This is a genomic window from Paucibacter aquatile, assembly GCF_002885975.1.
Lineage (GTDB): Bacteria > Pseudomonadota > Gammaproteobacteria > Burkholderiales > Burkholderiaceae_C > Paucibacter_A > Paucibacter_A aquatilis.
The window spans coordinates 1,978,051-2,005,024 of sequence record NZ_POSP01000003.1; the positions used below are offsets into that span (position 1 = coordinate 1,978,051).

A 26,974-nucleotide genomic window follows, 5' to 3' on the forward strand; every position below is an offset into this window, starting at 1 on the left:
CGGTGACCCGGCAGAGCCGGCTCCACGCGCGCCACGCGAAGATTTGCAGCCCCTGGCGGGGCGCTCAATGACACAGACTGCCGCGATAGCAAGGACAGACCCCATCATGCTGAACACCCAAGACGCCCCCTCCCTGAACCTCGATCTGCCCAGCCAGCTGGAAGCGGCGGCGCCGGCCAGCGACGAAAGCGCGGCGCAGGACAAGAAGGTCTCGCGCGAGATCAACAAGCTGTCCAAGCGCCTGCACCGCCAGGTGGGCCAGGCCATCGTCGACTACAACATGATCGAGAACGGCGACAAGGTCATGGTCTGCCTGTCCGGCGGCAAGGACAGCTACTCGCTGCTGGACATCCTGCTGAACATGCAGAAGCGCGCGCCGATCCAGTTCGACATCGTCGCCGTCAACCTCGACCAGAAGCAGCCCGGTTTCCCCGAGCATGTGCTGCCCGAGTACCTGAAGTCGCGCGGCATTCCCTTCCACATCGAGGAGCAGGACACCTACTCCATCGTCAAGCGCCTGGTGCCCGAGGGCAAGACCACCTGCAGCCTGTGCTCGCGCCTGCGCCGCGGCAACCTCTACCGGGTGGCCAGCGAGCTGGGTGCCACCAAGATCGCCCTGGGCCACCACCGCGACGACATCATCGTCACCCTGCTGCTGAATATGTTCTTCGGCGCCCGCATGAAGGGCATGCCGCCCAAGCTGGTCAGCGACTCGGGCGAGCATGTGGTGATCCGCCCCCTGGCCTATGTGGCCGAGCCCGATCTGGTGCGCTGGGCCGCGCACCGCGAGTTCCCCATCATTCCCTGCAACCTCTGCGGCAGCCAGGAGAACCTGCAGCGCGTGCAGGTCAAGGCCATGATCAACGAGTGGGAGAAGAAGTACCCGGGCCGCATCGAGAACATGTTCACCGCCATGGGCAATATCGTGCCCTCGCACATGATGGACCGGGACCTCTTCCCCTTCCAGACCATCAAGGCCGATGGCAAGCCCGACGCCAATGGCGACATCGCCTTCGACGAGGACGAGGCCTGCAGCACGCCGCAAGCCAGCGCCAGCCCCTCGGTGATCAGCATCCACCGTCAAGAAACGTAAAGCCTTCGACAACACAAGGACAACAAAGCGGGCTTGGATTCGGTTCACAATCAAAGCCATCAGAACAATACGTTAGGAGCCCGCCATGCACATTCCTCGTCGTTCCCTTCTGGCTGTCTTCGGTGCCGTGGCCGCGCTGGGCCTGAGTGCCTGCAGCGGCCCCTACAGCATCAGCAGCGAAGTCTCCAGCTTCGGCACCTGGCCCGTGAGCCGCAAGCCCGGCAGCTTTGCGTTCGAGCGACTGCCCTCGCAAGCACAGGCGGGCGCAGTGGCCGAAGCCCAGGCCCGCATCGAAGCCGCAGCGCGCGCGGCTCTGCTGAAGGCCGGATTCACCGAAGCCGCTGACGCCAAGACTGCCGATGTGTTGGTGTCCCTGGGCATGCGCGTGGATCCGCAAGAGCGCGCGCCCTGGGACGACCCGCTGTGGTGGCGCTGGCAGGGCAGCTATGCCCACTGGCGCTACGGCGGCCTGGGCCGCATCGGCTTCTACCACCCCTCGGACATGCTGGATCGCCGCTACGACCGCTCGGTCGCCGTGCTGCTGCGTGACCGCCGGACCGCCGAGCCGCTTTACGAAGCCCGCGCCAGCAATGAAGGCATGACCCAGGGTCCCAGCGAACTGGCCGGCGCCTTGTTCGAAGCTGCGCTGAGCGACTTCCCCAAGGTGCGGCCCGAGCCGCACCGCGTGGTGGTGCAAGCGATCCGCTGAGCACGGTCGCCCCGCCGGACTACTCATGGCAAGCCCGCAGCGGGCTGTCATCCAGGCCGGCTGATAATCAGCGCTTCACTGAAACCTCACGGGGCGGTCACCGCCCCGCTTGCATTCACATGGCGCTGAACATTGTCATCATGGCCGCGGGCAAGGGCACCCGCATGAAATCGGCCTTGCCCAAGGTCTTGCACAAGCTGGCCGGCCGCTCCTTGCTGCGCCATGTGCTGGACATGACACAGGGCCTGCAAGCCCAGCGCAATGTGGTCATCACCGGCCATGGTGCCGAGGCGGTGGAAGCCGCCGTCGCCGGCCCCGGCGTGCAGTTCGTGCGCCAGATGCCCCAGCTGGGCACCGGCCACGCCATCCAGCAGGCCGTGCCGGCCCTGCCCGAGGACGAGGGCACGACCCTGATCCTGAACGGCGATGTGCCCCTGATCAAACAGGCCACCGCCCAAGCCCTGGTCCAAGCCTGTGATGGCAAGGCCCTGGTGCTGCTGACCATCCACCTGAGCGACCCGACCGGCTACGGCCGTATCGTGCGCCAGGGCGGCCAAGCGGACGGCAACGTGCTGGCCATCGTCGAGCACAAGGACGCGAGCGCTGAGCAGCGTGCCATCCGAGAAGGCTACACCGGCATGATGGCCGCGCCCACCGGTGCGCTGAAACGCTGGGTCAGCCAGTTGAAGAACGAAAACGCCCAGGGCGAGTACTACCTGACCGACATCGTCGCCATGGCCGTGGCCGAGGGCGTGCCGGTGCTGGGCATTGCCGCACCGAACGAGACCGAGGTGCTGGGCGTCAACAGCCCGGTGCAGCTGGCCGATCTGGAGCGCCGCTTCCAGCTCGAGCAGGCCGAAACCCTGCTGGAAGCCGGCGTGCGCCTGGCCGACCCGCGCCGCTTCGATGTGCGTGGCACCTTGAGCTGCGGCCAGGACGTGGAGATCGACGTCAACTGCGTGTTCGAAGGCACCGTCGTTCTGGGCGACAACGTTCGCATCGGCGCCAACTGCGTGATCCGCAATGCCAGCATCGGTGCCGGCACCCGCATCCATGAGTTCACCCACATCGACGGCGAGAAGGCCGGCGGCGCCCAGGTCGGCGCCGGCGCCCTGATCGGCCCCTTCGCCCGCCTGCGCCCCGGCGCCGACCTCGGTGACGAGGTCCACATCGGCAATTTCGTCGAGGTCAAGAACTCCAGCCTGGCCAAGGGCGCCAAGGCCAACCACCTGGCCTATCTCGGCGATGCCACCGTGGGCGAGCGCGTCAACTACGGCGCCGGCTCCATCACCGCCAACTACGACGGGGCCAACAAGCACCGCACCGTGATCGGCGCCGATGTGCATGTGGGCAGCAACTGCGTGCTGATCGCGCCGGTCGAGATCGGTGCCGGCGCCACCATCGGCGGCGGCTCCACCATCACCAAGCCGGTGGCAGCCGGCGAGCTGAGTGTGGCGCGCGGCAAACAGGTGGCCATCGCCGGCTGGAGCCGGCCGCTCAAGAAACGCTGAGATCGGCCGAGCGGGCGTGATAATCGCACGCAGGCTGAGCCTGGCCCGGCGCTTCACCCCCGTCTGCGGGGGCGCGCCGCCCGGGCCCAGCGCCTAGGATTTCGCAACAGGTTCCTTCAGCAGTCTCAAAGGGCACATCATGGCGCGCAATCTCGCAGCATCCGCACGACGTCTGGCCGACAACTCGGCCGACGCGGCCAGTTCCCTCGGCGAAGAGGCATTCTTGATCGACAGCTCCTGGCAGACCCTGGACGAGATCCAGGCGCGCGAAGAACAGAACGCGCGTGCCGAAGCCCTGGAAACCCAGGCCCTGTACCAGGCCAAATGCGATGACGCCGCCAGCGCCTGCTGGTACCTCTGCCGCAGCCTCGGTCTGGCCCGCCAGATGGAAGCCGACGGCGAGCCCACGCTGGAGCTGCTGTTCCAGTTGCTGGGCGCCCTGGCCGATCTGCCCGCCGAAATCAGCAGCGCCCCCATGCCCGAGGCGGAAGGCGCCGACAACCTGGGCGTGTTCGAGCTCTGCCAACAGCTGTCGGCCGCGCGTGAACTGAGCCAGGAAGCCTGGGTCGATGCCGAGCTGGCGGCCCCTCGCCAGGCTCTCACTCACTGAGTCATCCACTGAGTCACCCACTGAGGCGAGCACCGCCACAATCCCCGCAAGGGCGCCGCACCTCCGTGCCGCGCCCTTTTGCTTTTTCGTTCCGCCCGCATCGGGCTTGCCAAGGAGCCTCTGCCATGAAAGCCCTGAAGTTCATCGCGCTCGCCCTGATCGCGCTGCTGGCCGGCCTGCTGCTGGGCGGCTTGCTGCTGTCGCCGAAGTTCCAGGTCAGCCGCACCGTGCAGATCCAGGCCAGCCCTGACGCCGTCTATGCCCTGGTGGCCAGCCCGCGGCAATGGAAGCTCTGGAGTGTCTGGAACCAGCGCGACCCGGCCATGCAGATCGAGTACAGCGGCCCGGAATCCGGGGCCGGCGCGGTCTGGGCCTGGAAAAGCAAGACCGAGGGCGATGGCACCATGAGCTTCACGGCCGCCGAGCCCGGCCGGCGCGTGGCCTACGCGCTCTACTTTCCCGACTTCGGCACTACCTCATATGGCGAGCTGCGCCTGCAGGCTCGCAACGGCGGCACCGAGCTGATCTGGACCATGGACGGCGATATGGGCAAGAACCCCTTGTTCCACTGGTTGGCCTTGTTCGCCGATGGCATGGTGGGCCCCGATTTCGAGGCCGGCCTGGCGCGGCTGAAGCAGGTGGCTGAACGCGGTTCCGGCGCTTGAGCGCGCGGCCGGACGGCCGTCATGCACCATGCTCAAAAATGAAGCAGACCAAGGAAACGCCTGACAGATCAATCACTTGGCAGGGCTATGGGCAGCTTGCCCACGAACTTATCCACAGCAGGCGGGGATAGTCTGATCAGGCGCGGAAGCCGCCACGCGACCGTCACGACAGCAGCCCGCGCTCCACGCCTGAAATCAAACGGCTGACGCGCGAGACCGACAAGCCCAGCTCGGCCGCTAAGGCGCTCATGCTCCAGCCGGCCTCGGTGTGAGCGCGGTAGAGCGCTTGCTCGCGCGAGCCGCTGTGCGCCAGCACCTCGGCCCAGGGCGGCCGATCCGTGGTGGCGGCTCTCGAGCGCGCAGTGGATGGAAGTCGAGCCGCTGGATCAGCCCGCCCCTGGGACGCAGGCTTGGCGCGAGCTTGGTGGACCCGCTCAGCCTGATCGGCGGCACGAACCGCGGCCCGCATGCGCTTCACAAAGGCTGCATCGCCGAGAAAGATCTGCTGCCGCAAGCGCCCCGGCCACAAGGCCAGATCGGGCTCGCTGGCCAGCAGCTGAGCATAGCGGTCGGCCGCGCGGCGGCGGTCCAGGGCGCCGCGCAGCTCGCGGCCCAGCACATAGGCATACAGGCCATCGGCGTCGAGCCAGGCCGGTGCCGGCTCCATGCCCACATGGGCCCGGTAGCTGGACCAGGGCCAGTCGGCCAGCTCGCGAACCAGGCCCAGGCGCAAGGGGTTGAGTTCGACGTAGCGACAGGCGTCCAGCAGATGCGCCTCGCGATCGACCAGCACGCCCTTGAAGCGGCCATGGAACAGCGGCCCTTCGCTGCCATGACGGCGGTTGTGATACTGGGTGTAGACGCCGTTGAGATGGCGCATCAGGCGCGAGAGATTGGCCTGGCGGGTGAACAGCAGCAGATGGAAGTGATCGGGCAGCAGGCAGTAGGCCAGCACCTGGGCATCAAAACGCTGCATGGTCTGCGCGATCAGCGCCAGCAGGCTGCGGCGGTCGGCGTCATCTTCGAAGGCGCGCACGCCAGCATCGCAGCGTGAGCTGAGGTGGTACACAGCGCCAGCGAGCTCGATGCGGGGGGGACGTGCCATGCATCAACTTAGGTGAGCATGGTGCAAAAGACAAGGTGGCAGGCAAGGCTTGACCCCCAAGCCAGTGACAGGCCAGTGAGCTGGCTTCGAAAACAGCCCACCGGACTCACGCGCCACCGCCCGGCAGGCGCCGGGGTCAGGTCTTGCTGTGCAGGCCTTCCAGCACCTTGAGCACGGCCTCATCGCCCATATTGCGGGCATCAGCCAACTCACCGCCATTGGTGGCCTTGACCACGCTGCCGTCGTTGGCCAGCACGGCCACGGCCGGGATGCCCTTCTTGAGCGACACGCCGATCTGCGCCGCCAGATCGACATTGCGATCGAAGCGGCCGACGTTGACCTTGAGCACCACCAGGCGCTTGCCCACATGCTCGGACAGGCTGCCGGCGCTCATCTTGCGGTCCAGGGCCAGGCAGTCGCCGCACCAGTTGGCGCCGAACACCACCAGCACGTTCTTGCGCTGGGCCTGCGCGGCAGCCAGGGCCTGGTTCAACTCGGCGCGGGCATCGGCCAGCTCGTTGTAAACCAGCTTGGCCACGGTGGGCGCTGGCGCCGTGGCCGCAGGCGCCACAGCTTGGGCATGGGCGGCCGAGGCAAACATCAGGCTGCTCAAGAGGCCGAGGGCGAAGGCGGTCTTTTTCATGGTGGGCAATCCCTGTGCTAGAAAAGGGCGCAGTGTGCCACGGCAAATGCGGTACAAAGCGGCCTCGCCGTATCTGCACCCAACCCAACACAAGGCAACTTTGCACCCATGGCCGCTTCCAGCCTTTTGGCACTGATCGATGACATCGCCACCATCCTCGACGACGTGGCCCTGCTGTCCAAGGTGGCGGCCAAGAAGACCACCGGCGTGCTCGGCGACGACCTGGCGCTGAACGCCCAGCAGGTGGCCGGCGTCTCGGCCGAACGCGAACTGCCCGTGGTCTGGGCCGTGGCCAAGGGATCTTTCTTGAACAAGGCCATCCTGGTGCCGGCCGCCCTGGCCATCAGCGCCTGGGCGCCCTGGGCGGTGACGCCGCTGCTGATGCTGGGGGGCGCCTACCTCTGCTTCGAGGGCTTCGAGAAGCTCGCTCACAAATTCCTGCACAGCGCCGCCGAGGTGGAGGCGGAGCACCAGGCACTGAGCGAAGCCGCCCTGAACCCGGACCAGGACCTGATGGCTTTCGAGCGCGACAAGATCAAGGGGGCGATCCGGACCGATTTCATCCTCTCGGCCGAAATCATCGCCATCACCCTGGGCACCGTGGCCGGTACCAGCTTCAGCACACAGGTGTTGGTGCTCAGCGGCATTGCCCTGGCCATGACGGCCGGGGTCTACGGTCTCGTCGCGGGCATCGTCAAGATCGATGACGCGGGCCTCTACCTGAGCCGCCGGCCGGGTGCCTTCCAGCAAAGCGTGGGCCGCATGCTGCTCTCGGCCGCCCCATGGCTCATGAAAAGCCTGGCGCTGGCCGGCACGGTGGCCATGTTCCTGGTCGGCGGCGGCATTCTCAGCCACGGCCTGCCCGCACTGCACCATGCCGGAGAAGCCCTGGCGCAGAGCCTGGGAGCCCTGTCCTGGCTGGGCCCCTTGTTGTTCGATGGTGCGGTGGGCCTGGCGGCCGGTGCGCTGTGCCTGGCCGGGGTGACGGTCGTGACGCGGCTGCGCGCCGCCTTCAGCGCCCAAAACCAGGCTTGATCGCCGGCCTCGACCGCACGGGTCGCGCAGCGGGTACGAGGCTGGCATCATCCAGCTTCCGCCCCGCCGGTTAGGATTCGACCCCATGAAGACGTACACCATCGAAATTCAGAAATTCAAGGCCGCCTCCAACAACATCCACGGCCAGATGCTGCTCAAGGTCGACGCCCTGGTGAGCCCCAAGGCCCCGGTCGAAGGCATCGAGCCCAGCACCATCCTGACCCTGACCGAGGCCAATGCTCGCGTGCTCATGGCCCTGCTCAAAGCCCAGTTGCTGGAGTTCGACAGCAAGAAGGCGCGCAGCCGCTTCTGATTCCAGGCCCGCACTGAAGCCGGCTGCCGCAGCGCAGCCGAAGCAGCGACAATCGCGCCATGGAATATCCCCAATACAAGCCTCAGTCCGACCACCTGCCCCTCAACGACGAGGAGCTGTCCACGCTGGACGACATGCTGATCAAGTTGCCGGTCGAGGCGGCGATGAACATCGAAGCACTCGACGGCTATCTGGCCGGCCTGCTGCTGAGCCCGCAGCGCCTGGCCGATCTGCCCGGCGCCGCGTGGCTGCCTACCGTTTGGGGCGGCGACGGGGATGACCTCGAAGCCGGCAGCAAATCCGAGAACTACCCTTTCGTCAGCGGCAAGCAGCGCAAGCGCGTGACCCTGCTGGTGCTGCGCCATCTGCAGTCGATCGAATGGCAGCTCAATGCCAAGCCCGAACTGTGGGAGCCCATCTTCAGCGTCGCAGAAGACGAGGACGGTGATCTGGTCGATGCCGAGGAATGGGCCATCGGCTTCCTGACCGCGGTAGACCTGGCGCCGGAATCCTGGGCACCGCTGTTCGAGGATGCGGTCAGTGGCCCGCTGCTGGAGCCCATCGCCCTGCTCGGGGGCGACGAGTCCACGCTCAGCGAGGCCCAGCGCGCCCAGCTGGCCGACCTGAAGCACAAGGACGAACTGAGCCGCGCCGTGCTCGACAACGTGCTCAAGCTCTGGGAACTGCGCAAGGCCCGCCAGGGCTGAACCACCGCTTCGGCATGCCCAGCGACTCCAGCGCCGCTCACCGGCTGCGCCACGCCCAGCGCATGAACGCGCTGCTCGATCACATCGACCGACACCTCGACCAAACGCTGGACCTGAGCAGCCTGGCCGAGCGCATGCACTTCTCGCCCTTTCATTTCCACCGCGTGTTCGCGGCCTGGATGGGCGAAACCCTGGGCGACTACCTGCGCCGCCGCCGCCTCGACGTGGCCGCCCTGATGCTGGCCCAGCCCGAGCCGCGCTCGGTGCTGGAAGTCGCCCTGGCCGTGGGCTTTGGCTCCAGCGAAGCGTTTGCACGCGCCTTCAAGCTGCGCTTCGGCCAAACGCCCACCGCCTGGCGCCAGGACAGCCCGCAGCGCTGGGCGCGCGACCTGGCATCCTCCAGAGAGAAACAGACGCGCCGTCATCGACCGCCCGCGGCGCTGCAGAGCAATCTGGATCAGTGGGAGCGCAATCTCGATCAGGCCGACACAGCGCATGCTGAAGATGATTCAGGCTCTTCTTGTTTCACTTCAGAGAGCACCATGCAAGTCCGTCTCCAACAACTGCCCGCAAGCCGGGTTGCCTATTTGCGTCACATCGGCCCTTACGGCCTCGGCGTGCACCAGTTCTGGATGAACACCGTGCTGCCCTGGCAGCAGGCGCAGGGTCTGATCGGCCGAACCTGCTACGGCATCGGCCATGACGACCCGCACGTCACAAAGGCCGACAAATGCCGCTACGACGCCTGCGTCGAAGTCGACGCCGACTTTGTGCCGCGCAGCCCGGCCAGCATCCAGAACCTGCCCGGCGGACGTTATGCCGTGGCCCAGTTCCGCGGCACCCTGGCTGAGTTCAGCCACGCCTGGACCGAACTTCTGCGCGCATGGCTGCCCGGCAGCGGCCTGCAAATTGACGGGCGCCCCGTGTTTGAACGCTACCCGCCCGGCGCCGAGTACGACCCCAGCACCGGCGTTTTCAGCTGCGAACTGTGCCTGCCTGTGAAGGCGGCCTGAAACCGGCGGATTGAGGCCCGGCCGTCAGCCGCGCGCCGGGCGTCTGCAACTCAGAAGCGGCCGCTCAGCCACGACTCCAGAGCCGCGAATACCTGTTCACGCTCAGGTTCGTTGAAGATCTCGTGAAAAAGCGGGCCAAAGCATTGGGCGCGCAGGATGGCGGGCGGGGCCGCGGCCGCAAACTCGGCGCTGCCGGAGGGCGCAACGCAACGGTCGCTGCCAGCCCAGAGCAGCAAAGTGGGCACCACCCAATCGGCGGCGTGCTGACGCACCAATTCACCGGCATCGACAATCATGCGAGCCAAGGTGGGCGTCAGGCGGTCGTGCACCAGCGGGTCGTCGACATAGGCCTGCACGACGACGGCATCGCGGGAAATCCAGCGGGTCTTGAGCCCATTGCCCACGGCCAGATGCGGCACCAGGGTCTCGCCCAGCAGCAGTTGCAGGCGCTGGAAAGCCGACATGCCCGGATCCAAGGCGGGCGAAGAAAGCACCAGGGCATCCACCGGGCGGAACCACATGGGCAGCTGACCGCCGCTGCTGGCCGCAAGGCCTCCAGCGACGAATCTCGCCGCCACCAGGCCACCCATGCTGTGTCCCAACAGGATCAAGGGACCGCGGCCCAGTTGCCGATCGGCGCGCAGCTCGTCGATCACCAAGCCCAGGTCTTGCAGCAGCCTTTCGGCATCGGGCACATCGCCACGCGGGCCGCCGGAAGCTCCATGACCGCGCTGGTCATAACCGGCCACATGCCAACCCCAGTGGTTGAGCTTGGCCGCCAGAGTTTCGTAGCGCCCCACATGCTCTCCCAGACCATGGACCAACAGCACGGTGCCACGGGCTGGCTCCAGGCCCAGCTTGCTCCACTGCCGCCAGTGCAGGGGGATGCCATCATCGGTTCTCAGAGTTCGCATGCGGCCCAGTGTAGGCAGGGCCCCACGCAGGCCACCCCAGGGCTTGCCCGGGGCGGTAAAACTACCTGGGAAGCGTCATCAAACTCGGCGAGCATGCCGTCCGCGCCCCAAGGCCGATGAACAATGGCTCAAGGGCAGGGCGGCCCTGATTCTGACGCCAGCTCGGCCCCCTACACTGCAAACTTTTGTTACTCCTTGACCCGGATTTGATGCGATGAGAAATCTGCTGTCTCTGCTCATCTGTCTGCTGCTGACGGCCTGCGCGTCGGCGCCCAAGTACACCGTGGATGATGGTCGCCCGGTCAATGAGACCTTGCTCGGCAATATCCGCGCCTTTGGTGCCGGCGAGCAAGCGGTGCGCCCGGCCATCGCCCGCAGCGCCGCCCTCAAGGACCCCGACTGCGACAAGCAATGGGAGCTGCCCTTCGCCCTGGCCACCAGCAACGGCTGGGCCGAGAACGACCGCGTGGCCTGGGTGCGCGCCCTCAATGTGGACGAGCGCCTGACCGTGGTGGCCGTGGCGCCCGGTTCGCCCTTGCAACTGGGTGACAAGGTGGTGGTGCTGGCCAGCCTCAGAACCGAGGACACCGAACAGATGCTCAACGGCCTGGCCGAGATTCGCGACCGCGGCCAGCCCTTTTCCGTGGTGCTGTCCACCGGCAAACAGCATGTGATCACACCGTTCGAGGTCTGCCGCGGCTACACGCGCTTTGCCCCGCCCAGCACGCCCGAGGTGCAGGATTACCACTGGCTGCTCAGCATGCATTCGTTGGAAGTGCCCAAGGTGCAGCTGACCGAAGACGAGGCGCTCTGGGCCGTGCTGTGGACGCAGGGCCTGTCCGAAGAGGGCGGCGCGCGCATGAAGACCTTTCACTACGGCAGCAAGATCGTCGGCACGCTTTACAACCTGGTCACCCTGGCCTCGGGTTTGAAGGGGGCGGCGATGGCGGCCGAAGCTGCCGTGACTGCCGCCAAGAACGCGGCGCAGAACGTGGTGACCGAAGTGCTCAAACAACAGCTGATCGAGCAAGGCAAGAGTCTGGCGGCGCAGAAGTTGCGCGAAGGGCTGACCGATGCCGCCGAAAAACTGACCCGGCAGCAGGTGGTCAATGCCCTGCAGGCGGCGGCCGCCAACCGAGGCTCGCTGTCCGGCGTGGCACGCGTGGGCGCCACGGTCTTTGATCGCGCCGACGCCTGGGCGTTCGAACGCGTGGCCAAGCTCGGCGGCAACCCCCTGGGCGGCTTTCGCCTGCATCAAAAGCTGATCGAGAACAGCTTCACCAGCAATGCCTTTGCCTTCGACGCCGAACGTCTTGACGCGCTCAGCAAACTGGCCGACGCCAAAGGCCTGGGCTACGAGGTGCAAGCCATCCTCAACGGCTTCAAGCCCGAGGAACTGCTGTTTGAGATCGGCGCCATGCCGCTCGCCTCGGCGCCCGCCGCTTTTTCCTTTTCGGGCCCTGAAGACATGAACCAAGGCCGCTTCGCACGCGGTCTGATCGACGCCATGCTGGACATGCCCATGGCCTCCGGCCCCGCCAAAAAATGACGCATCCTTTGCCGCAGCCCCTCGGTTTCCCCCCTCGCGCTCTCGCGCGCTTGCGCGCCGGTGATGTGCGTCGTCTCATCGGCCTGGCCATGCTGCCCTGGTGCAGCGCCACCTGCCTGGCTCAAGCGCTTGCGCCAGCGCCAGCGCCAGCCCCAACGCCAGCACCGGCCGTGGCCGCCGCTTCGGCGCCGGTCGTGGGCGCGCCGGCCGGCGCGGCTCCAGCCGCCAGCGCTGCCTCGGCGGCAAGCGATGCCCTTCCTCCGGCGCCACCGCCGCCCAGTTGCTCGGCCCTGACTGCCAAGGCCATGAGCAGCGATTTGCGCGCCGCCACGGCGCAAGCCCAAAACAAGGCGCTGGAAGACCTGGCCAAGGCCTATGAAGAGGCCATCTCGCTCTGGACCCAGGCCGCCCTGGGCTGCAACGGCCGGGCCCAGGAGCGCGCCCAGCGCGCCCTCAGCGACAACGAGCGCCAGCGCGCTGCGGTGGCCGAGCGCCTGGCGGCCGGCTCGCAATGCGAGCTCTCGCACCACGATGCGGCCTCGCTGCAGGAACTGGCGGCCAAGGCCTTTGGCGAACGCCGCTTTGCCGATGCCGCCTCGCTCTACAGCAAGGCCGAGACCATGTGGGACCTGGCCGCCGAGCATTGCACCGGCAGCCAGCAGCAGATCGCCCAGCGCCGCCGCGAGCAGACCGAGATCGACGCCCACAACGCCGAGTACTGCGCGCCCATCTTCGAGAAAGCGCGCGAGTTCACGCAGAAGTTCCGCACCGCAGCGCCCGGCTTGCCGGTGACCGAGCGCCAGGCTCAGTCCCTGATCGCGGAAACCGCCTGGCGCCGCGCCACCACCCTGTGCAAGGACGCGGCCCTGGACAACGCCAATGCCTTCATCCAGACCCTGGCACGCGAACGCGGCACGCCCTGGACGGCCGTGGCCCTGCCGGACAATTTCCAGTCCGTGCTGCCCAAGCCGCCCGCGCCGCGGCCCAGCGCCGTTGCGGCCGCCCCGGCCACACCCGCCCAGGGTGCGAACAAGGTGGCGGGTGCTGCAGGCGCCGCAGGAACAGCAGCCGCCACGACGGCCGCAACGACGGCGGCCGCCAGCAGCGAGGCCAGCACAGGCGGCCTGGGCGCCGTCATCAGCGGCGCCCTCGGTGCGGTGAAGAACGCCGTCAGCAGCCCGAGTACCGAGGCTGCGCCCGGCCGCAATGCCCCCGAGGCAGCCAAGCCAGCGCCGCAGGAGATGGACATCCGCGCCGGTGACACCCGCTACAAGGGACAGTTCGTGCGCGAAGAGGGCCAGGTGGTCAGCGGCAATGGCCGGGTCGAATGGTCCAACGGAGACGTCTACATCGGCAGCCTGGTGCGCAGCGTGCGCCAGGGCAAGGGCGAATTCATCTGGGCCAACGGCCAGCGCTATGTCGGCGACTGGGTGGCCGACAAGGCCACCGGCCAGGGAAAGCTCAGCTTTGCCAACGGCAATCAGTACGAGGGCAGCGTGGTCGACGGCAGCCCCGAGGGCGTGGGCCAGCTGAGCTTTGCCAGCGGCGATGTCTACAAAGGCCAGATCAGCCAGGGCCTGCCGCATGGCAAGGGCCAGTACCGCTGGGCCAATGGCCAGCAGTACGAGGGCGACTATGTGCGCGCCGAACCGCAGGGCCGCGGCGTGCTGCGCTATGCCAACGGCAACCGCTACGAGGGCAGCATCCAGGCCGGTCAGCCCCATGGCCAGGGGCGCATGGAGCTGGCCTCGGGCGACCGCTACGAAGGCGAGTTCCATCTCGGCAAGCCGCAGGGCCAGGGCAGCTATTTCTGGAAGAGCGGCGAGCGCTACGTCGGCGCCTGGGTCGGCGGTGTCAAGCATGGCCAGGGCGTTTTCCACTGGCCCACGGGCGACCGCTGGGAAGGCCTGTTCCAGGCCGACGAACGCACCGAAGAAGGCACCTTGCACCGCAAGGAATGAGCATGGACAAGCACGGCATGAGCGCACCCACCGCAGCCCCTCCCGCAGCCCCGGCCAGCGACACCCCGGTCGAGCTGAACCCACCCGACATCCGCCCCTACCGGCACGGCAGCGGCGCCAGCGGCGTCGATTACGTCCATGTGCTGGACTCCGGCCGCCCCGGCCCCACGGTCATGGTGCAAGCCCTGACCCATGGCAACGAGCTCTGCGGCGCCATCGCTCTGGACTGGCTGTTCCAGCAAGGCATGGGCCGCACGCTGCAGCCTCTGCAAGGGCGGCTGATCCTGAGCTTTGGCAATGTCGAGGCCTACGCGCGCTTCAGCCCGGCCGATCCGCATGCCGCACGCTGCGTGGACGAAGACCTGAACCGCGTCTGGAGCGACGAGCAGCTGTTCGGCGCAAGAGACTCGCTGGAGCTGCGCCGAGCCCGCGCCCTGCGGCCGTTTGTGGACAGCGCCGACCACCTGTTCGACATCCACTCCATGCAGGACGCCTGCCGGCCGCTGATGGTCTGCGGCCTGCTCGACAAGGGCGCCGCCTTCGCGCGCGAGCTGGGCATGCCCGGCGAGCTGCTGATCGACACCGGCCACCCCTCGGGCCTGCGCATGCGTGACCGCGGCGGCTTTGGCGACCCGGCCAGCCCGAAGAACGCCTTGCTGATCGAATGCGGCCAGCACTGGGAGCAGCGCTCGGCCGAGGTGGCCGTTGATGGCCTTGTGCGCTTCCTGCGCCTGACCGGCATGGTCAGCGCCGACTGGGCTGAGCCGCGCCTGCGCCTGCCTCTGCCCGAGCGCCAGCGCACCATCCGGGTGGACGAAGCCATCACCGCCATCAGCCGCGACTTTCACTTCACCCTGCCAGGCCCGGTACGCGGCCTCGACATCATCCCCGAAGCTGGCACCGCCTTCGCCCGCGACGGCGACACCGTGTTCAAAACGCGTTATGCCAACACGGTGCTGGTGATGCCCAGCCTCAAGCACGGGCTGCCGGGCAACACCATGGTGAGGCTGGGGCGGGTGGAGAGCTGAGGTTCGTCGAACCGGAGCCGCAAGCCCGGCTCTTTACTCAGGCTTCATGCAAAAGGCATTGAGCTTGTTGCCATCGAGATCACGGAAGTAGGCGGCAAAGAAGCCGCCGCCGCGCGGGCCTGGTGCGCCTTCGTCCTGGCCGCCCAGCTCCAGCGCCTTGGCGTGCAGGGCGATCACCTTCTCTTCGCTGTCCACGGCCAGGGCGATCATCACGCCGTTGCCCACGCTGGCGGGCTGGCCATCAAATGGGGTGAGCAGGCCAAAACCCGGCTGGTCCATGCTGCGCCCCCAGGCGTAGCCGCGGTCGAAGGTCATCAGCCGCTGGATGCCGATGACCGCGAACAGCTGGTCGTAAAAGGCCGTGGCGCGGGGCAGGTCATTCGTGCCGAGGGTCGTGTAGCCAATCATGGTGAGCCTTTCATGGGGAAGGGTTGGAACCGTGAATAGTGAAGCTTGAATCGCGATTCGTAAATCGGGAGTCAGCACCGCCTTGGGCGAACAACGCCCATCCTTCGCGACTCACGATTTCCCTCTCCTCAGCCCCGATCGAACTTGAAGACCGCCATGCTGGCCATCAGATTGGGGAAGCTGCGCACCGTCTGGCCGTTCTGGATGCCGAAGCTGTCCAGCACGCGCAGGCGGTTCTTGCGCGCCAGCACCTCAAAGTCGGCATAGGTGCCGACGCGGATATTGGGCGTGTCGTACCACTCGTAGGGCAGCACGCGGGTCACCGGCATGCGGCCCATCAGCACCTGGGCGCGGTTGGCCCAGTGGGCGAAATTGGGGAAGCTGACGATGCCGATGCGGCCCACGCGCGCAGTCTCGCGCAGCATGGCCTCGGTATTGCGCAGATGCTGCAAGGTTTCCAGCTGCAGCACCACATCAAAGCTCTGGTCCTCGAAGATGGACAAGCCCTCTTCCAGATTGAGCTGGATGACATTCACGCCGCGCTGGGCGCAGGCCAGCAGATTGGCATCGTCGAGCTCGACGCCATAGCCGCTGCAGCCTTTGTGGCGGATCAGGTGATCGAGCAACTCACCGGTGCCGCAGCCCAGGTCGAGCACGCGCGAGCCAGCGGGCACCAGCGCGGCAATATGTTGCAGGATGGCGCTCATGGCTGTTGTTCTCCGGCGATGCGTTGGAAGTAGGCGCGCAAGACGCCGTGGTAGCGGGGGTCTTCCAGCAGGAAGGCGTCGTGGCCATGCGGCGCGTCGATCTCGGCATAGGAGACATCGCGCTTGTTGTCGAGCAAGGCCTTGACGATTTCGCGCGAGCGGGCCGGGGAGAAGCGCCAGTCGGTGGTGAAACTGGCCAGCAGGTATTTGCAACGGGCGCTGGCGAAGGCACGGCTGAGGTTGCCGCCGTGCTCTCGCGCCGGGTCGAAGTAATCGAGCGCGCGCGTGATCAACAAGTAGGTGTTGGCATCGAAGTAGTCGCTGAACTTGTCGCCCTGATGGCGCAGATAGCTTTCGATCTGAAATTCGATGTCCTGCGTGCTGTAGCCCAGCTCGGCGGCGCGCAGCTCACGGCCGAACTTCTGCTCCATCGCATCGTCGGACAGGTAGGTGATGTGGCCGATCATGCGCGCCACACGCAGGCCGCGCTTGGGCACCACGCCATGCTCGTAGAAATGGCCGCCGTGGAAATCGGGGTCGGTGATGATGGCGCGGCGCGCCACCTCGTTGAAGGCGATGTTCTGTGCCGACAAGGCCGGTGCCGTGGCAATCGCGATGCAATGGCGCATGCGCTCGGGGTAGCGCAGCGACCAGTCCAGCGCCTGCATGCCGCCCAGCGAGCCGCCCAACACCGCGGCCAGCTGCTGCACGCCCAGCGCATCCAGCACGCGCGCCTGGGCATCCACCCAGTCCTGCACCGTCACCACCGGGAAATCGGCGCCGTAGACCTTGCCTGTGGCCGGGTTGATGTGCATGGGGCCGGTGGAGCCGAAGCAGGAGCCGAGGTTGTTGATGCCGATGACGAAGAACTTGTCGGTGTCCAGGGGCTTGCCGGGGCCGATCAGGTTGTCCCACCAGCCTTCGCTCTTGTCCTGGCCTTCGTAGGTGCCGGCCACATGGTGGCTGGCGTTCAGGGCATGGCAGACCAGCACGGCATTGCTGCGCTCGGCATTGAGTGTGCCGTAGGTCTCGTAGACCATTTCATAGTCGCGCAGCTCGGCGCCGCTGCGCAGGCGCAAGGGCTGAGCAAAGGCCATGCGCTGGGGGGTGACATGGCCGAGCTGTCCTGCATGGGGCATGGGGGACTCCTGAAAAAACAAAACCGGCGCCGCTGGGGGAAAGCGGACGCCGGCGGTGCGGAGTCCCTCTTTAGCGGCATTTTTTGAGCGCCCGCAATTCGGAACAAATCGGCGCTGAGTGGCAATTATAGGCAAGCGCCAGGGCCGCCCTTCATGCCCAGGCAGTGGCACCCAGGTTCACGGCGCCGCGCACATGCAGTGCACAAAGGTGCTGAACGGTCGGCCCCGCTCGGCCATCTGGGTGGCAAAAGCCAGCTCGCCTTGCAACTGCTGCAGCGCCTTGGGCACCAGCACGCCGTCGCCCAAGCCCAGCTCTGCACGCACTGCAGCAGCCACCGAAGGCGCGACGATCTGGTCCAAGCTGGACAGCAGGCGCTCGAAGCGACCCATCTCGCGCTCGACATAGCTGAGCTTGGGCACCCCCTCGAGCTTGGCCAAGCTGGCGGCGGCACGCACGGCGTCGTCGAAACTGCCCAAGCGGTCAATCAGGCCGCGCTGCTTGGCCTGCGCTCCGGTCCAGACCCGGCCTTGCGCCACGGCGTCGATTTCAGCCACGCTCTTCTTACGCGCGGCTGCGGTCTTGGCGGTGAATTCGTCATAGATGTGGTTGATGCCCTGCTGCACGGCCGTGGCCATGCGCGGGTCCAGCGGCCGGCGCGGGTCGAAACCGCCAGTCATCCAGGTGGTGGTGTGGCCGCCAGTGTGGATGGACAGCTTGTCCAGCAGCTTGTCGGCCGTGGGCAGCATGCCGAAAACACCGATAGAACCGGTGATGGTGGCCGGGTCAGCGATCACCTGGTCCGAGGACATGGACACCCAATAGCCGCCCGAGGCCGCCACATCGCCCATGGAGATGACCACGGGCTTGCCCGCTTTCTGTGTCAGCTCCAGCTCGCGGCGGATGATCTCGGACGCAAAGGCACTGCCGCCAGGCGAATTGACACGCAGCACCACGGCCTTGACCTTGTCGTCCTCGCGCGCCTGGCGGATCAGACGGGCGGTTGAATCGCCGCCGATGCGGCCGGCCGAGGCGTCACCATCGACGATCTCGCCCTCAGCGACAACCACGCCCACAGCATCGCCCTGCGGGTTCTGCGGCTTGAGATAGGCCTGGTATTCGGCCATGGAGACCTGGCGGAAGCTCTTGCCTTTGTCATCCTTGGCACCGCGCTGGATCAGCAACTCGCGCATCTCGTCGCGGGTTTTGAGGCCATCGACCAGCTTGCCCTGCAAGGCCATCTTGGCGGTGTCGCCCTTGAGGGCCGTGAGCGTTTCGGGCAGCACCTCGATGCTCTTGGCGATGCTGCCCTTAGGCAGCTTACGGGCTGTCTCGACGGTGCCGGTGTAGCGCTCCCAGAGGTCGCCGTAGAGATAGGCATCGGCTTCCAGGGCCTCCTTGGACGGACCATTGGCAAAGTACGGTTCGGCAGCGTTCTTGAAGGCGCCGACGCGCAGCACATTGGCGCTGACGCCCAGGCGGTCGAGTGCGTCCTTGTAGTAGGTGCGGTAGCGGCCGAAGCCCTCGATCATCACCATGCCCAAGGGGTGCAGATAGACCTCGTTGGCGCGTGCAGCCAGGTAATAACCACGCTGGCTGTAGCCGTCACCATAGGCCAGCACCGGCTTGCCTTTGGCCTTGAAGCGGTCCAGAGCTGCGGCCACCTCAGCCATGCTGGCCATGCCGCCGCCGGCAAACTCATCGAGCTGCAAGAGCACGCTGCCGACCTGGGGGTCGAGCGCGGCGGCGTCCAGGGTGGCCAGCACATCGCGCACACGCGTCTGGCGCTGGTGATTGCCTTGCAACTGAGCCATGGCTTGGTCTCGGGCCGAGCCCGAAAACTGTTCAACCAGTGGGCCTTGCAGATTCAGCACCAGGGTGGTCTTTTCCTTCAGCGGCGCCGGGCCGCGCGAAAACAGGGCCACCGCGAGCAGCACCAGCAGCAACAGCAGCAAGAGGTTGAGCAAGGCGCGCCGGCTGGCGTCGAGCAACCACCAAAACTTAGCCACCACCCACCACAGGCCCGAAAACACTTGCTTGACTGCCATGCCGGCTCCCCCATTGAAAGGACGTGCGCGATGCCATCACCGCGCGCCGTCGATTGTGCAGCAGGGTCTGGCTCGAAGCCGAAAGCCAGGGGCTGGCTCAGGCACCAGGCTCGTTCGGCGCCCAGAGCGGCAGCTTCTCCATCGCCGCCTCGAACCAGGCCGTGGCCAGCAAGCCCTGCAACCAGGCCTGCAGAGCCGGCAAAGTTGCGGCCGCAAAAGCGGCCGGATCGACGGCGGCGAACTGGCGCACAAAAGGCAGCAAGGCCAGATCGGCAAGGCCGAAGCGCGGCCCACACAGAAAGGCCTGCGCCTGCAAGGCCTGCTCCATGGGCTGCAGTTGCAGGGTCAGCGCAGCTTCGAACATGAGCGCCGGCTGATCGGGCGGCTGCTGACGCTGCGGGTACTTGTATCGGTCCAGCAGGCGTTTGAATGGGCCGTCATTGCGCTCGATCCAGGCCATCTGCTCCACCATTGGGGCGACGCTCAAGCAGCCGGCCGGGTCGTTCTGCGCCAGCGCCCAGCACATGATGTCCAGGCTCTGCTCCAGCACCTGCCCGTCCGGCAGGACCATGACCGGCACCGTACCCTTGGGCGAGGCTTGCAGCAGAGCCGCAGGTTTGGCGCGCAGTTCGATCTCGCGCGACTGCACCGCCACACCGGCATGTCGCAAGGCGAGGCGGGCCCGCATGGCATAGGGGCATCGGCGAAAGGTGTAGAGCACAGGCAGCACGGCGGCGATTGTGCGGCAAGCGCATCACCCCCCGCTTTCAACACCCCGGATCGCGGGGTTGTTGCGCCCGGGCTGGGCTGCACAATGCAGCGCTTGCATTTGCTGATCCCCATGTCCTCCGTTTTCCTGCTGCGCCGCGCGTCCAAATCTCTCGAGTCTTCGCGCACAGCCCTGGCCGAAGACGGCCGCTGGCAGATCGCCGGCAGCAGCGAGCGCGCCACTGACTGCCTGCCCGCCCTGCGCGCCAGCGGCGCCCAGTTTCTGGCCTGCGATCTGCGCCTGGCCGATGGCCATGTGCGCCGCCTGCTGCAGCAACTGCGCCGCCTGCCCGAGGCGCCCAAGGTGCTGCTGCTCAGCTCCTGCGCCCACGACACCATGCTGTTCGACACCCTGGCCGATGGCGCCCATGGCTATATGGTCGAGTGCGAACGCGGCAGCAGCCTGCCTCAGGCCCTGAGCCAGCTGCAAGACGGCCAGGCCCTGATGTCACCCGAGCTGGCGCGCCAGACCCTGCAGAGCATGGGCCTGAGCCGCATCAGCCTGGAACGCGCACAGGCCCTGTCCGCCGCGCAAGACCTGACCCCAGCCGCGGGCCTGGATTGCGAGCCCGACCAGGTGTTCAACGAGCTGACCCGAGCCGACCAGCACCTGCTCAGCCTGATCGCCCTCGGCCGCCTGCCGGCCGAGATCGCCCAGCTCTGGCGCCTGGCCAGCGAGGACGTAGGTCGCCGCCTCAGCGCCATCTACGGCAAGCTGCACCGCTGGCAAGCCGCGCGCAGCCTGGATCTGGCGCTGGCCTGAACAGGCGCGCAAGCACGCCGCCACGAAAGAAAAAAGGCCCGCCATGCCGGCAGGCCCTCTTGATGATGCCCGAGAACACCCCGGGGCTCAGCCCCCCGAACGACGGCGGCGGACCAGCAGACCCACCGCCCCCATGCCTGCCAGCATCAGGAGGTAGCTGCTGGGCTCCGGCACCGGCGCAGCCACCAGGGCATCGACCGAGCTTTCATACGCCGCCTCGCTCAGGCCGCGGTTGAAGACAATGTAGAAGGAGTCGGAGGCCGCGTAGTCGTCCGACTTCAGCTTCAGCTCGATCATGTAGGCACCCACGGGTGCGTTAGGCGTCACCGACATCTTCAGATGGTCATGGATGGTGCCGGCCGCGGACACCTCGGAGACATACTGAGTCTCGCCCTGGCTCACGCCGCCGAGGCTCCAGGTGGTCGGTGCATCCTGATAGACATCAGCGATGGTCACGCCAAGACCGGCCGCCGGCGCGCCCCAGTTCACGCCATTCCAGAAGCTCAAGGCGCCCAAGCCCTCGAAGGAAATCAATGCGCCCGGCTTGAGCAGGCTGCCGGCCTGGGTCTGAAAGCCGGGGTCCTTGGTGGCCCAGGGGCCGCTGGCGAGGTCACCGAAGTCGGCCTCGTAGATGTTGAAGCCGGTCACCCCGTGGGTTTCAAAATGCGAGCCGCCAACGACCAGCTTTCCGTTGAGGGCAGAGACGGCAATGTCGCCGGCATGATCTTCACCCGCTGCGGCCCAGACCGGCAGCACGGCAAGGGCCGCAAAGGCCAGCTTGATGGACAGTTTCTTCAGCATGAACAATCTCCTAGCAGTGATTTCAAATGGAAGGTGTGGATCGACCCGATGGCAGGAACAACCCGTCAATTATGCAACTCACTTGCATTTAAGAACCGCATCACCCCCTAGTTGAAGGGTCCGCCCTGCGCCCCGCCGAATGGCGCCGCGAAACGCCCCAAAGCAGCAGCACACCCAGGAACCAGACGCCGGCCGAGGCCGGCTCGGGGACCGGTGAGGCCTGGATAAGGGCTTCGCGCGCACGCTGAAAAGCCGCTTCATCCAGGCCGCGGTTCAGGATCATGTAGAACGGGTCCGAGCTCAGATAGTCCGCGGAGTTCAGCCGCAAGGTGATCTGGTAGGCACCGACCGCGGCACCTTCGGTGATCGAGAACACCAGGTGCTCATGCAGCTTGCCGGACGCGCTGGTCTCACCCAGCAACTGGCTGGCCCCGGGGCTCACCCCGGCGGACGACCAGAGGCTCTCCGCCTCCAGGTAATCGGACACCGCAAGCTGGGTGCCAGCCGCAGCCAGGCTCCAGCTGGCACCGTCCCAGAAGCCGAGCGCGCCCAGGCCTTCAAAGCCGATCTCCCCCCCGGGCTTGAGCCGCTCGCTGCCCTGGGTCTGGAAGCCGGGGTTGCTGGTGGCCCAAGGGCCGTGAAAGAGATCGCCGAGGTCGGCGCGGTAGATGTTGAATCCCGTCGAGGCCTGAACCTCGACCCGCTGCCCACCCAGCTTCAGCTGCCCCTCGCGGGCAAACACGGCCACATCGCCAGGGTGATCGGCCGCCCAGGCCGATGCCGCTGCGCCTGCAGCCAGAAGGCCGGCGCTCAAGCCACGCAGCAGGTTTCCTGTTGTCATCATTCCCTTCCTCACTCCTCACTCCTCACTCAGTCAGTCAAATCGAACAAACAAACAAACAAACAAAAAAACAAGAGCACGCGCTCAGGCTCAGCGGCGCGGACGCTCCCAGGGCAGCTGAACCGACGGCGTCCAGGGCGAAGTCGGCGCACGCGCGGGCGGCAAGGGCTTGACGGGCGGAGGCTGACACAGGGCCTCAGCCGCTTCGCTCCAGCGGCCGTCGGTGCAACGGAAGCTGGCCGAGCCGGTGTTGGGCAGCAGGCCATCGAGCAACTGCAGCTGGCTGCCCGAGGGGCTGGCGGGCGCCGTCGCCTCGCAGCGCTCGCCCGCTTGCACCCAGCTCAAGGCCTGCGCCGCACAGGGCTTGGGCGCTGGCGCCTGACAGCTGGCATCGCTGGCGCCACTCCACTGCCCTTGCTGGCAGGCAAAGCGCGCGGAACCCGTCAGCGGCTCCTGCGAATCCACGGCCACACGGCTGCTGCCGGACGCGGTCTCGGGCAGGACGGCGCTGCAGACCAGGCCCCCCAAATCCCAGCTCAGCAAGCGGCTGGGGCAGGCGGGCGGAGGCGCTTCGCTGCAGCGGGGCGCCGTGCCGGCGGCACTCCAGCGCCCATCGCTGCAGAGGTAGCTGGCCTGACCCGTTGTCGGCGCCACGCTGTTCAGCACGGTTTGCGTCGCCCCCGAGGCGGCCGCGAGCAAGTGGGCCGAGCAACTGGCACCGGCCTCCGTCCAGCTGACGGCTTGTGCAGGGCAAGCGGCCAGGACCTGCGGCGCGCAACGGGCACGCAAGGGCGCACTCCAGCGGCCGTCCTGGCAGCTGAAGCTGGCATCGCCCACCGAGGGGCCCGTTTGATCAAACAGCTGCTGCTCTGCGCCCGACGGCGCCGCGGCGGCGCTGGCACTGCAGCTGTGGCCATCCACCGTCCAGCTCAGGCTCTGCGCCGTGCATGCCGCCGGCGGCGGCAGGGCACAGCTGGCGGCTGAGGGCGCGCTCCACTGCCCACTGCGGCACTCGAAGCGAGCCGCGCCGGTGGTGGGCGCCTGGCGGTCTTCGACCTGCACGCTCGAGCCCGAGTTCGTAGCGCCGGCGGCGCCCGTGCAGCTGACGCCGCCCACGCTCCAGCTCAGCTGCTGCGCCGCGCAGACGGGCGGCGGCGGCACCGCACAGCGACTCTGGCTGGGCGCACTCCATTGCCCCGCCTGGCAGCTGAAGCGGGCCTCACCCACGGCGGGCGCAAGGCTGTCGCTCAGCAACACGCTCTGCCCCGACTCGGTCCGCTGGGCGGCAGCACTGCAGCTCTGGCCGTCCACCGTCCAGCTCAGGGTTTGCGCCGAGCACGCTGGCGGAGGCGGCAGGCTGCAGCTGGCTTGGCTGGGTGATCCCCAGCGGCCACTGCTGCAGCTGAAACGCGCGCTGCCGGTGGCCGGGGCCACCGCGTCCTCGAGGGTGATCGTGGCACCCGAGGCCGCCTCTTCCACGGTGGCCAAGCAGCTCGCCTCACCCACCGACCAAGTCAAGGTCTGGCCTGCGCAGGGCGGATTGATGCGGGCCGCAAAGGCCTGCTGCATCTGCTGCGTGTTGATGCCGGCCTCGAAGATGACGTGGAAGGGCTGCGAGGCCAGGTATTTAGGCTGGCCCGCGATCAGGACCGGAGACCACAGCTCCAAGGTCACCAGATAGGCGCCCACCGGCGGCGTGCCACTGCTGGCCGAGATCTTCCAGTCGAGGTGGGAGTGGAAAGTGCCGCCCGTCTTGGTTTCATCGATCAAGGCCGTCAGCGGCCCGGCAATGCCTTGCGAATCAAAGCGTGTGCCGGCCGCGTAGTAGGCGTACTGATCGGCCCATTGCGCCGGGTTGGTGCTGTAGCCCAGCACCACTTCGGGAGGAATGCCGCCGAACAAGGTGATCTTGACACCCGCCGGTGCCGCCCCCCATTTGCCGCTGGCTGGCGACCAATGCTGCAAACGCCCCAGGGCGCGAAAGTGGAGCTGTTCCCCCGGCGCAAACCATCCGGTGAAGGCCTGAAATCCGGGGTTGGCCGTGGCGTATTTGCCGCCAGGAAAGTCACCAAAATAGGCCGGAAACAGGCGATAGCCCGTGAGCCCGTCGATGGGTAACTGCCCGGCCAGGCCGAGGTCGCCGTAGAAGTCGGTCTCGATGCGGCTGCCCGCCACCGGGCCCTTGTCGGTGCGCAGCTCGACATCGAAATGCTGCGCCCAGGCGCCCCCCACCAGGCCGGCCAGTAGCAAGCCAAGCAAGCTGACCCGCAGCAGGCGGGCAAACACGGCGCAAGCGAACATAAATCGATATTGAATGCAAATGAGTTGCATATAATAATGCAAGTTACTTGCACGTAACCCATCAACTCAACAGCACGCATTCCCGCAGAAGCGCCCGCTCGTTGTGCAACCCGGGCCCGACGCCTTCTGATTCGATGACCGCCAACCTCGCCAAACCGCGCCGGGCAACACAGCTGATGCCCTGGGCCTTGCTCCTGCACACCGCGGCCGCCTGGGCCCAGAGCCCCGCAGCCGAAACCAGCAAGACCGAAGCCCAGGCTCTGCCCACGGTCAAGCTGCAAGGGCGCCAGCAGCGCAGCTCCGAATTGGCCGGCCCCAGCACGGCGCTGAGTGGCGACGAGCTGCGCAACAAGGCCTCGGCCACCCTGGGCGCCACCCTGCAGGACGAGCTGGGCGTGGCCAACTCCAGCTTTGGCCCGAATGTGGGTCTGCCCATCATCCGCGGTCAGGGCGGCTCGCGCGTCAAGGCCCTGGTGGGCGGCGGCGGCGCCCACGACGCCTCTTCCCTCAGCGCCGACCATGGCGTGATGGTCGAATCCGCGCTGGCGCAGAGCATCACCGTGCACCGCGGGCCCTCGGCCATCCGTCACGGCGGCGACGCCATCGGCGGCGCGGTCGAGGTCGAGTACGTGCGCATTCCGGAGCGGCTGCCGCCCGGCCTCATGCTGCAAAGCGAAACGCGCACGGGCGGCGGAGGGATCCTGGGCTTGCTGCGCGCCCAGGGCAGCTGGGGCGAGGTGGCCGCGCCGGGCGGCCCGGAGAGCACCAAGCCAAAGAATGGCTGGGCCTGGCATCTGGATGCCCATAGCCGGCGCAAGGACGAGGCTCGCATCCCCGGCTGGGCCATCGATGAAGAGGCCGTCAAGCAGCAGTTCTTCCTGGTCAGCGGCCGCAACACCTGGGGCCATATCCCGAACAGCGACGCTCGCAGCCGCGGCGCCGCCGCCGGCCTGAGCACCGTCTTCGATGCGGGTTATGCCGGCCTTTCGGCCGCCACCCTGCACATCAACTACGGCCTGCCGCCAGGAGCCCATTCGCACAACCATGGCGGCAGCAGCCCGCCCCCGGGTGAGCCGGCCGAACCCGCCGTTCGCATCCAGGCCCAGCAGCAGCGCCTGGATTTCAAGAGCGCGATCAAGCTCGGCAGCCCCTGGGCGCAGGAGCTCAAGCTGCACCTGGCCGACACTCGCTACCGCCATGAAGAGCTGAACCAGGGCGTGAGCGAGACCGAGTTTCGCAACGAGGTGCAGGAAGGGCGGCTGGAGCTGGAGCACAGTCTTGCCCCCGCGCACTGGGGCACGGTCGGCCTGCATCTGCAGCAGCGCCGCTTCTCGGCCCTGGGCCTGGAGGCCTTTGTACCGCGGACCCGCATCGACAGTGCGGCCCTGTATGCCATTCAAGGCTTGAAGCACGAAGCCTGGACCCTGGAGCTGGGTCTGCGCGCGGACTGGCGCCGCAGCCGGCCCCAGCCTCAGGCCTCCAGCTTCGGCATCGAGGTGCAGTTGCCCGAGCGGCGCTTCACCTTCGGCAACTTCTCTCTGGCGCTGAGCCGCAAGCTCGGCGATGGCAGTGTGAGCCTGACGCATTGGCGCGCCAGCCGCGCCCCCGATGTGCAGGAGCTGTACGCGCTGGGCCCCCACATCGCCACCCGCACCTACGACTTCGGCAACAGCGCCCTGCGCCTGGAAACCCTGCGCGGCTGGAACCTGGCGCTGCGCCAGCAATGGGGCGGCCTGAGCCTACAGGCCAATGCCTTTCGCTACGACAGCGAGGACCACATCTACCAGCGCAGCCTGGGTGTGTTCTTCGCCGCCGAGAAGAAGCAGTTCCGCGCCCTGTGCGCTCAGCTGGACCAATGCCTGCCGGTGACGCGTTACGAGCAGGACCAGGCCCGCTTTCACGGCTTTGAGGCCGAGCTCAAGCAGGAGCTGCTCGATCTGAGCGCAGAAGGCGCGGCGGGCGACAGCCTGCAAGTCTCGCTGATGGGCGACCGGCTGCGCGGCCGCCTCGACCGCCTGGGCCAGGACGTGCCACGACAACCAGCGCCGCGCTGGGGCCTGCGCCTGGAGCTGCTGCACGGCCCCTGGCAGGCCGAGCTGCGGCGCATGCACAGCCTGGCCCAGCGCCACCCGGGCGAGAACGAGACCGCCACCGCCGCCTCGACCCAGTGGCATGCCTCGCTGCGCTGGACCGGTCGCCTGCAAGCCGGCCTGCAGCTCAGCAGCTATGTGCTGGGCCGCAATCTGACGAACCAGGAGGTGCGCAACAGCACCTCCTTCCTGCGCAACTACGCCCCCGAGCCCGGCCGCAGCATCGAGCTGGGCGCCGAACTGAGGTACTGAAC

General features: G+C 67.2%; 25 protein-coding genes. 14 read left to right on the top strand and 11 right to left on the bottom strand.

The genetic code is table 11. The features are described from left to right. The first annotated feature begins 109 nt into the window (after positions 1-109). The 5 genes from ttcA (at position 110) to C1O66_RS11770 (ending at position 4,588) form a co-directional block, all read left to right on the top strand. On the top strand, positions 110-1,093 hold the full coding sequence (ttcA, locus tag C1O66_RS11750) for a tRNA 2-thiocytidine(32) synthetase TtcA (protein ID WP_394341037.1): 984 nt from the start codon (positions 110-112) through the stop codon (positions 1,091-1,093). Positions 1,094-1,178: 85 nt separating this feature from the next. Then, the gene (locus C1O66_RS11755; RefSeq protein ID WP_102768045.1) at positions 1,179-1,802 is read left to right on the top strand and encodes a DUF4136 domain-containing protein; all 624 of its coding nucleotides are present in this window, start codon (positions 1,179-1,181) and stop codon (positions 1,800-1,802) included. A 119-nt stretch (positions 1,803-1,921) separates the two neighbouring features. Then, the gene (glmU, locus tag C1O66_RS11760) at positions 1,922-3,313 is read left to right on the top strand and encodes a bifunctional UDP-N-acetylglucosamine diphosphorylase/glucosamine-1-phosphate N-acetyltransferase GlmU (RefSeq protein ID WP_102768046.1); all 1,392 of its coding nucleotides are present in this window, start codon (positions 1,922-1,924) and stop codon (positions 3,311-3,313) included. 139 nt (positions 3,314-3,452) lie between these two features. Then, positions 3,453-3,923: a hypothetical protein gene (locus C1O66_RS11765; protein WP_102768047.1), complete on the top strand. Its 471-nt coding sequence runs from the start codon at positions 3,453-3,455 to the stop codon at positions 3,921-3,923. A gap of 125 nt (positions 3,924-4,048) precedes the next feature. After that, entirely contained in the window at positions 4,049-4,588 is a 540-nt protein-coding gene (locus C1O66_RS11770; RefSeq protein WP_102768048.1) for an SRPBCC family protein, read from the top strand. A gap of 163 nt (positions 4,589-4,751) precedes the next feature. Here the strand turns inward: C1O66_RS11770 and C1O66_RS11775 are convergent, their stop codons facing one another. Next, the gene (locus C1O66_RS11775; protein WP_102768049.1) at positions 4,752-5,693 is read right to left on the bottom strand and encodes an REP-associated tyrosine transposase; all 942 of its coding nucleotides are present in this window, start codon (positions 5,691-5,693) and stop codon (positions 4,752-4,754) included. A 136-nt stretch (positions 5,694-5,829) separates the two neighbouring features. After that, on the bottom strand, positions 5,830-6,336 hold the full coding sequence (locus C1O66_RS11780; protein WP_102768050.1) for a thioredoxin family protein: 507 nt from the start codon (positions 6,334-6,336) through the stop codon (positions 5,830-5,832). 108 nt (positions 6,337-6,444) lie between these two features. Between C1O66_RS11780 and C1O66_RS11785 the strand changes: the two genes are divergently transcribed. The 4 genes from C1O66_RS11785 (at position 6,445) to C1O66_RS11800 (ending at position 9,404) form a co-directional block, all read left to right on the top strand. Next, positions 6,445-7,371: a DUF808 domain-containing protein gene (locus C1O66_RS11785; RefSeq protein ID WP_102768051.1), complete on the top strand. Its 927-nt coding sequence runs from the start codon at positions 6,445-6,447 to the stop codon at positions 7,369-7,371. An 85-nt stretch (positions 7,372-7,456) separates the two neighbouring features. Further along, positions 7,457-7,684 (top strand): hypothetical protein, encoded by a 228-nt coding sequence (locus tag C1O66_RS11790; protein WP_102768052.1) that lies wholly within the window; start codon positions 7,457-7,459, stop codon positions 7,682-7,684. A gap of 59 nt (positions 7,685-7,743) precedes the next feature. Further along, on the top strand, positions 7,744-8,391 hold the full coding sequence (locus C1O66_RS11795; protein ID WP_102768053.1) for a UPF0149 family protein: 648 nt from the start codon (positions 7,744-7,746) through the stop codon (positions 8,389-8,391). 14 nt (positions 8,392-8,405) lie between these two features. Further along, complete coding sequence (locus C1O66_RS11800; protein WP_207795941.1) at positions 8,406-9,404, top strand: AraC family transcriptional regulator; 999 nt, start codon at positions 8,406-8,408, stop codon at positions 9,402-9,404. 50 nt (positions 9,405-9,454) lie between these two features. Here C1O66_RS11800 and C1O66_RS11805 read toward each other — a convergent pair whose 3' ends face one another. Further along, the gene (locus C1O66_RS11805) at positions 9,455-10,318 is read right to left on the bottom strand and encodes an alpha/beta hydrolase (protein WP_102768054.1); all 864 of its coding nucleotides are present in this window, start codon (positions 10,316-10,318) and stop codon (positions 9,455-9,457) included. 214 nt (positions 10,319-10,532) lie between these two features. On the opposite strand from C1O66_RS11805, the gene C1O66_RS23905 reads away from it, so the two are divergent. The 3 genes from C1O66_RS23905 (at position 10,533) to C1O66_RS11825 (ending at position 14,856) form a co-directional block, all read left to right on the top strand. Continuing rightward, positions 10,533-11,867, top strand: coding sequence for a hypothetical protein (locus C1O66_RS23905; protein ID WP_165794573.1), 1,335 nt, complete (start codon positions 10,533-10,535; stop codon positions 11,865-11,867). 65 nt (positions 11,868-11,932) lie between these two features. Then, positions 11,933-13,828 carry an MORN repeat-containing protein gene (locus C1O66_RS11820; protein ID WP_165794574.1) on the top strand — a complete coding sequence of 632 codons (1,896 nt, stop codon included), beginning with the start codon at positions 11,933-11,935 and terminating at the stop codon, positions 13,826-13,828. A gap of 17 nt (positions 13,829-13,845) precedes the next feature. Further along, positions 13,846-14,856, top strand: coding sequence for a M14 family metallopeptidase (locus C1O66_RS11825; RefSeq protein WP_102769617.1), 1,011 nt, complete (start codon positions 13,846-13,848; stop codon positions 14,854-14,856). A 33-nt stretch (positions 14,857-14,889) separates the two neighbouring features. Here C1O66_RS11825 and C1O66_RS11830 read toward each other — a convergent pair whose 3' ends face one another. From C1O66_RS11830 to C1O66_RS11850, 5 genes are all read right to left on the bottom strand, one after another. Further along, complete coding sequence (locus C1O66_RS11830) at positions 14,890-15,264, bottom strand: VOC family protein (RefSeq protein WP_102768057.1); 375 nt, start codon at positions 15,262-15,264, stop codon at positions 14,890-14,892. 128 nt (positions 15,265-15,392) lie between these two features. After that, the gene (metW, locus tag C1O66_RS11835) at positions 15,393-15,971 is read right to left on the bottom strand and encodes a methionine biosynthesis protein MetW (RefSeq protein ID WP_102768058.1); all 579 of its coding nucleotides are present in this window, start codon (positions 15,969-15,971) and stop codon (positions 15,393-15,395) included. Then, entirely contained in the window at positions 15,968-17,110 is a 1,143-nt protein-coding gene (metX, locus tag C1O66_RS11840; RefSeq protein WP_102768059.1) for a homoserine O-succinyltransferase MetX, read from the bottom strand. Before metX ends, metW begins: the two co-directional genes overlap by 4 nt. A 177-nt stretch (positions 17,111-17,287) precedes the next feature. Then, positions 17,288-19,156: a signal peptide peptidase SppA gene (gene sppA / locus C1O66_RS11845; RefSeq protein WP_102768060.1), complete on the bottom strand. Its 1,869-nt coding sequence runs from the start codon at positions 19,154-19,156 to the stop codon at positions 17,288-17,290. 97 nt (positions 19,157-19,253) lie between these two features. After that, the gene (locus tag C1O66_RS11850) at positions 19,254-19,886 is read right to left on the bottom strand and encodes a glutathione S-transferase family protein (RefSeq protein ID WP_243392777.1); all 633 of its coding nucleotides are present in this window, start codon (positions 19,884-19,886) and stop codon (positions 19,254-19,256) included. Positions 19,887-19,997: 111 nt separating this feature from the next. Here C1O66_RS11850 and C1O66_RS11855 point away from each other — a divergent pair, with 111 nt between their 5' ends. After that, positions 19,998-20,687: a response regulator transcription factor gene (locus tag C1O66_RS11855; RefSeq protein ID WP_133155181.1), complete on the top strand. Its 690-nt coding sequence runs from the start codon at positions 19,998-20,000 to the stop codon at positions 20,685-20,687. Positions 20,688-20,774: 87 nt separating this feature from the next. Here C1O66_RS11855 and C1O66_RS11860 read toward each other — a convergent pair whose 3' ends face one another. The 3 genes from C1O66_RS11860 to C1O66_RS11870 form a co-directional block, all read right to left on the bottom strand. Further along, positions 20,775-21,488: a PEP-CTERM sorting domain-containing protein gene (locus C1O66_RS11860; RefSeq protein ID WP_133155182.1), complete on the bottom strand. Its 714-nt coding sequence runs from the start codon at positions 21,486-21,488 to the stop codon at positions 20,775-20,777. 100 nt (positions 21,489-21,588) lie between these two features. Further along, positions 21,589-22,332: a hypothetical protein gene (locus tag C1O66_RS11865; RefSeq protein ID WP_102768064.1), complete on the bottom strand. Its 744-nt coding sequence runs from the start codon at positions 22,330-22,332 to the stop codon at positions 21,589-21,591. 87 nt (positions 22,333-22,419) lie between these two features. Continuing rightward, positions 22,420-24,630 carry a hypothetical protein gene (locus C1O66_RS11870; RefSeq protein WP_102768065.1) on the bottom strand — a complete coding sequence of 737 codons (2,211 nt, stop codon included), beginning with the start codon at positions 24,628-24,630 and terminating at the stop codon, positions 22,420-22,422. Between the two features lie 134 nt (positions 24,631-24,764). Here C1O66_RS11870 and C1O66_RS11875 point away from each other — a divergent pair, with 134 nt between their 5' ends. After that, positions 24,765-26,972, top strand: a complete 2,208-nt coding sequence (locus C1O66_RS11875; protein ID WP_102768066.1) for a TonB-dependent receptor — start codon at positions 24,765-24,767, stop codon at positions 26,970-26,972. The last annotated feature ends 2 nt before the right edge of the window (positions 26,973-26,974 follow it).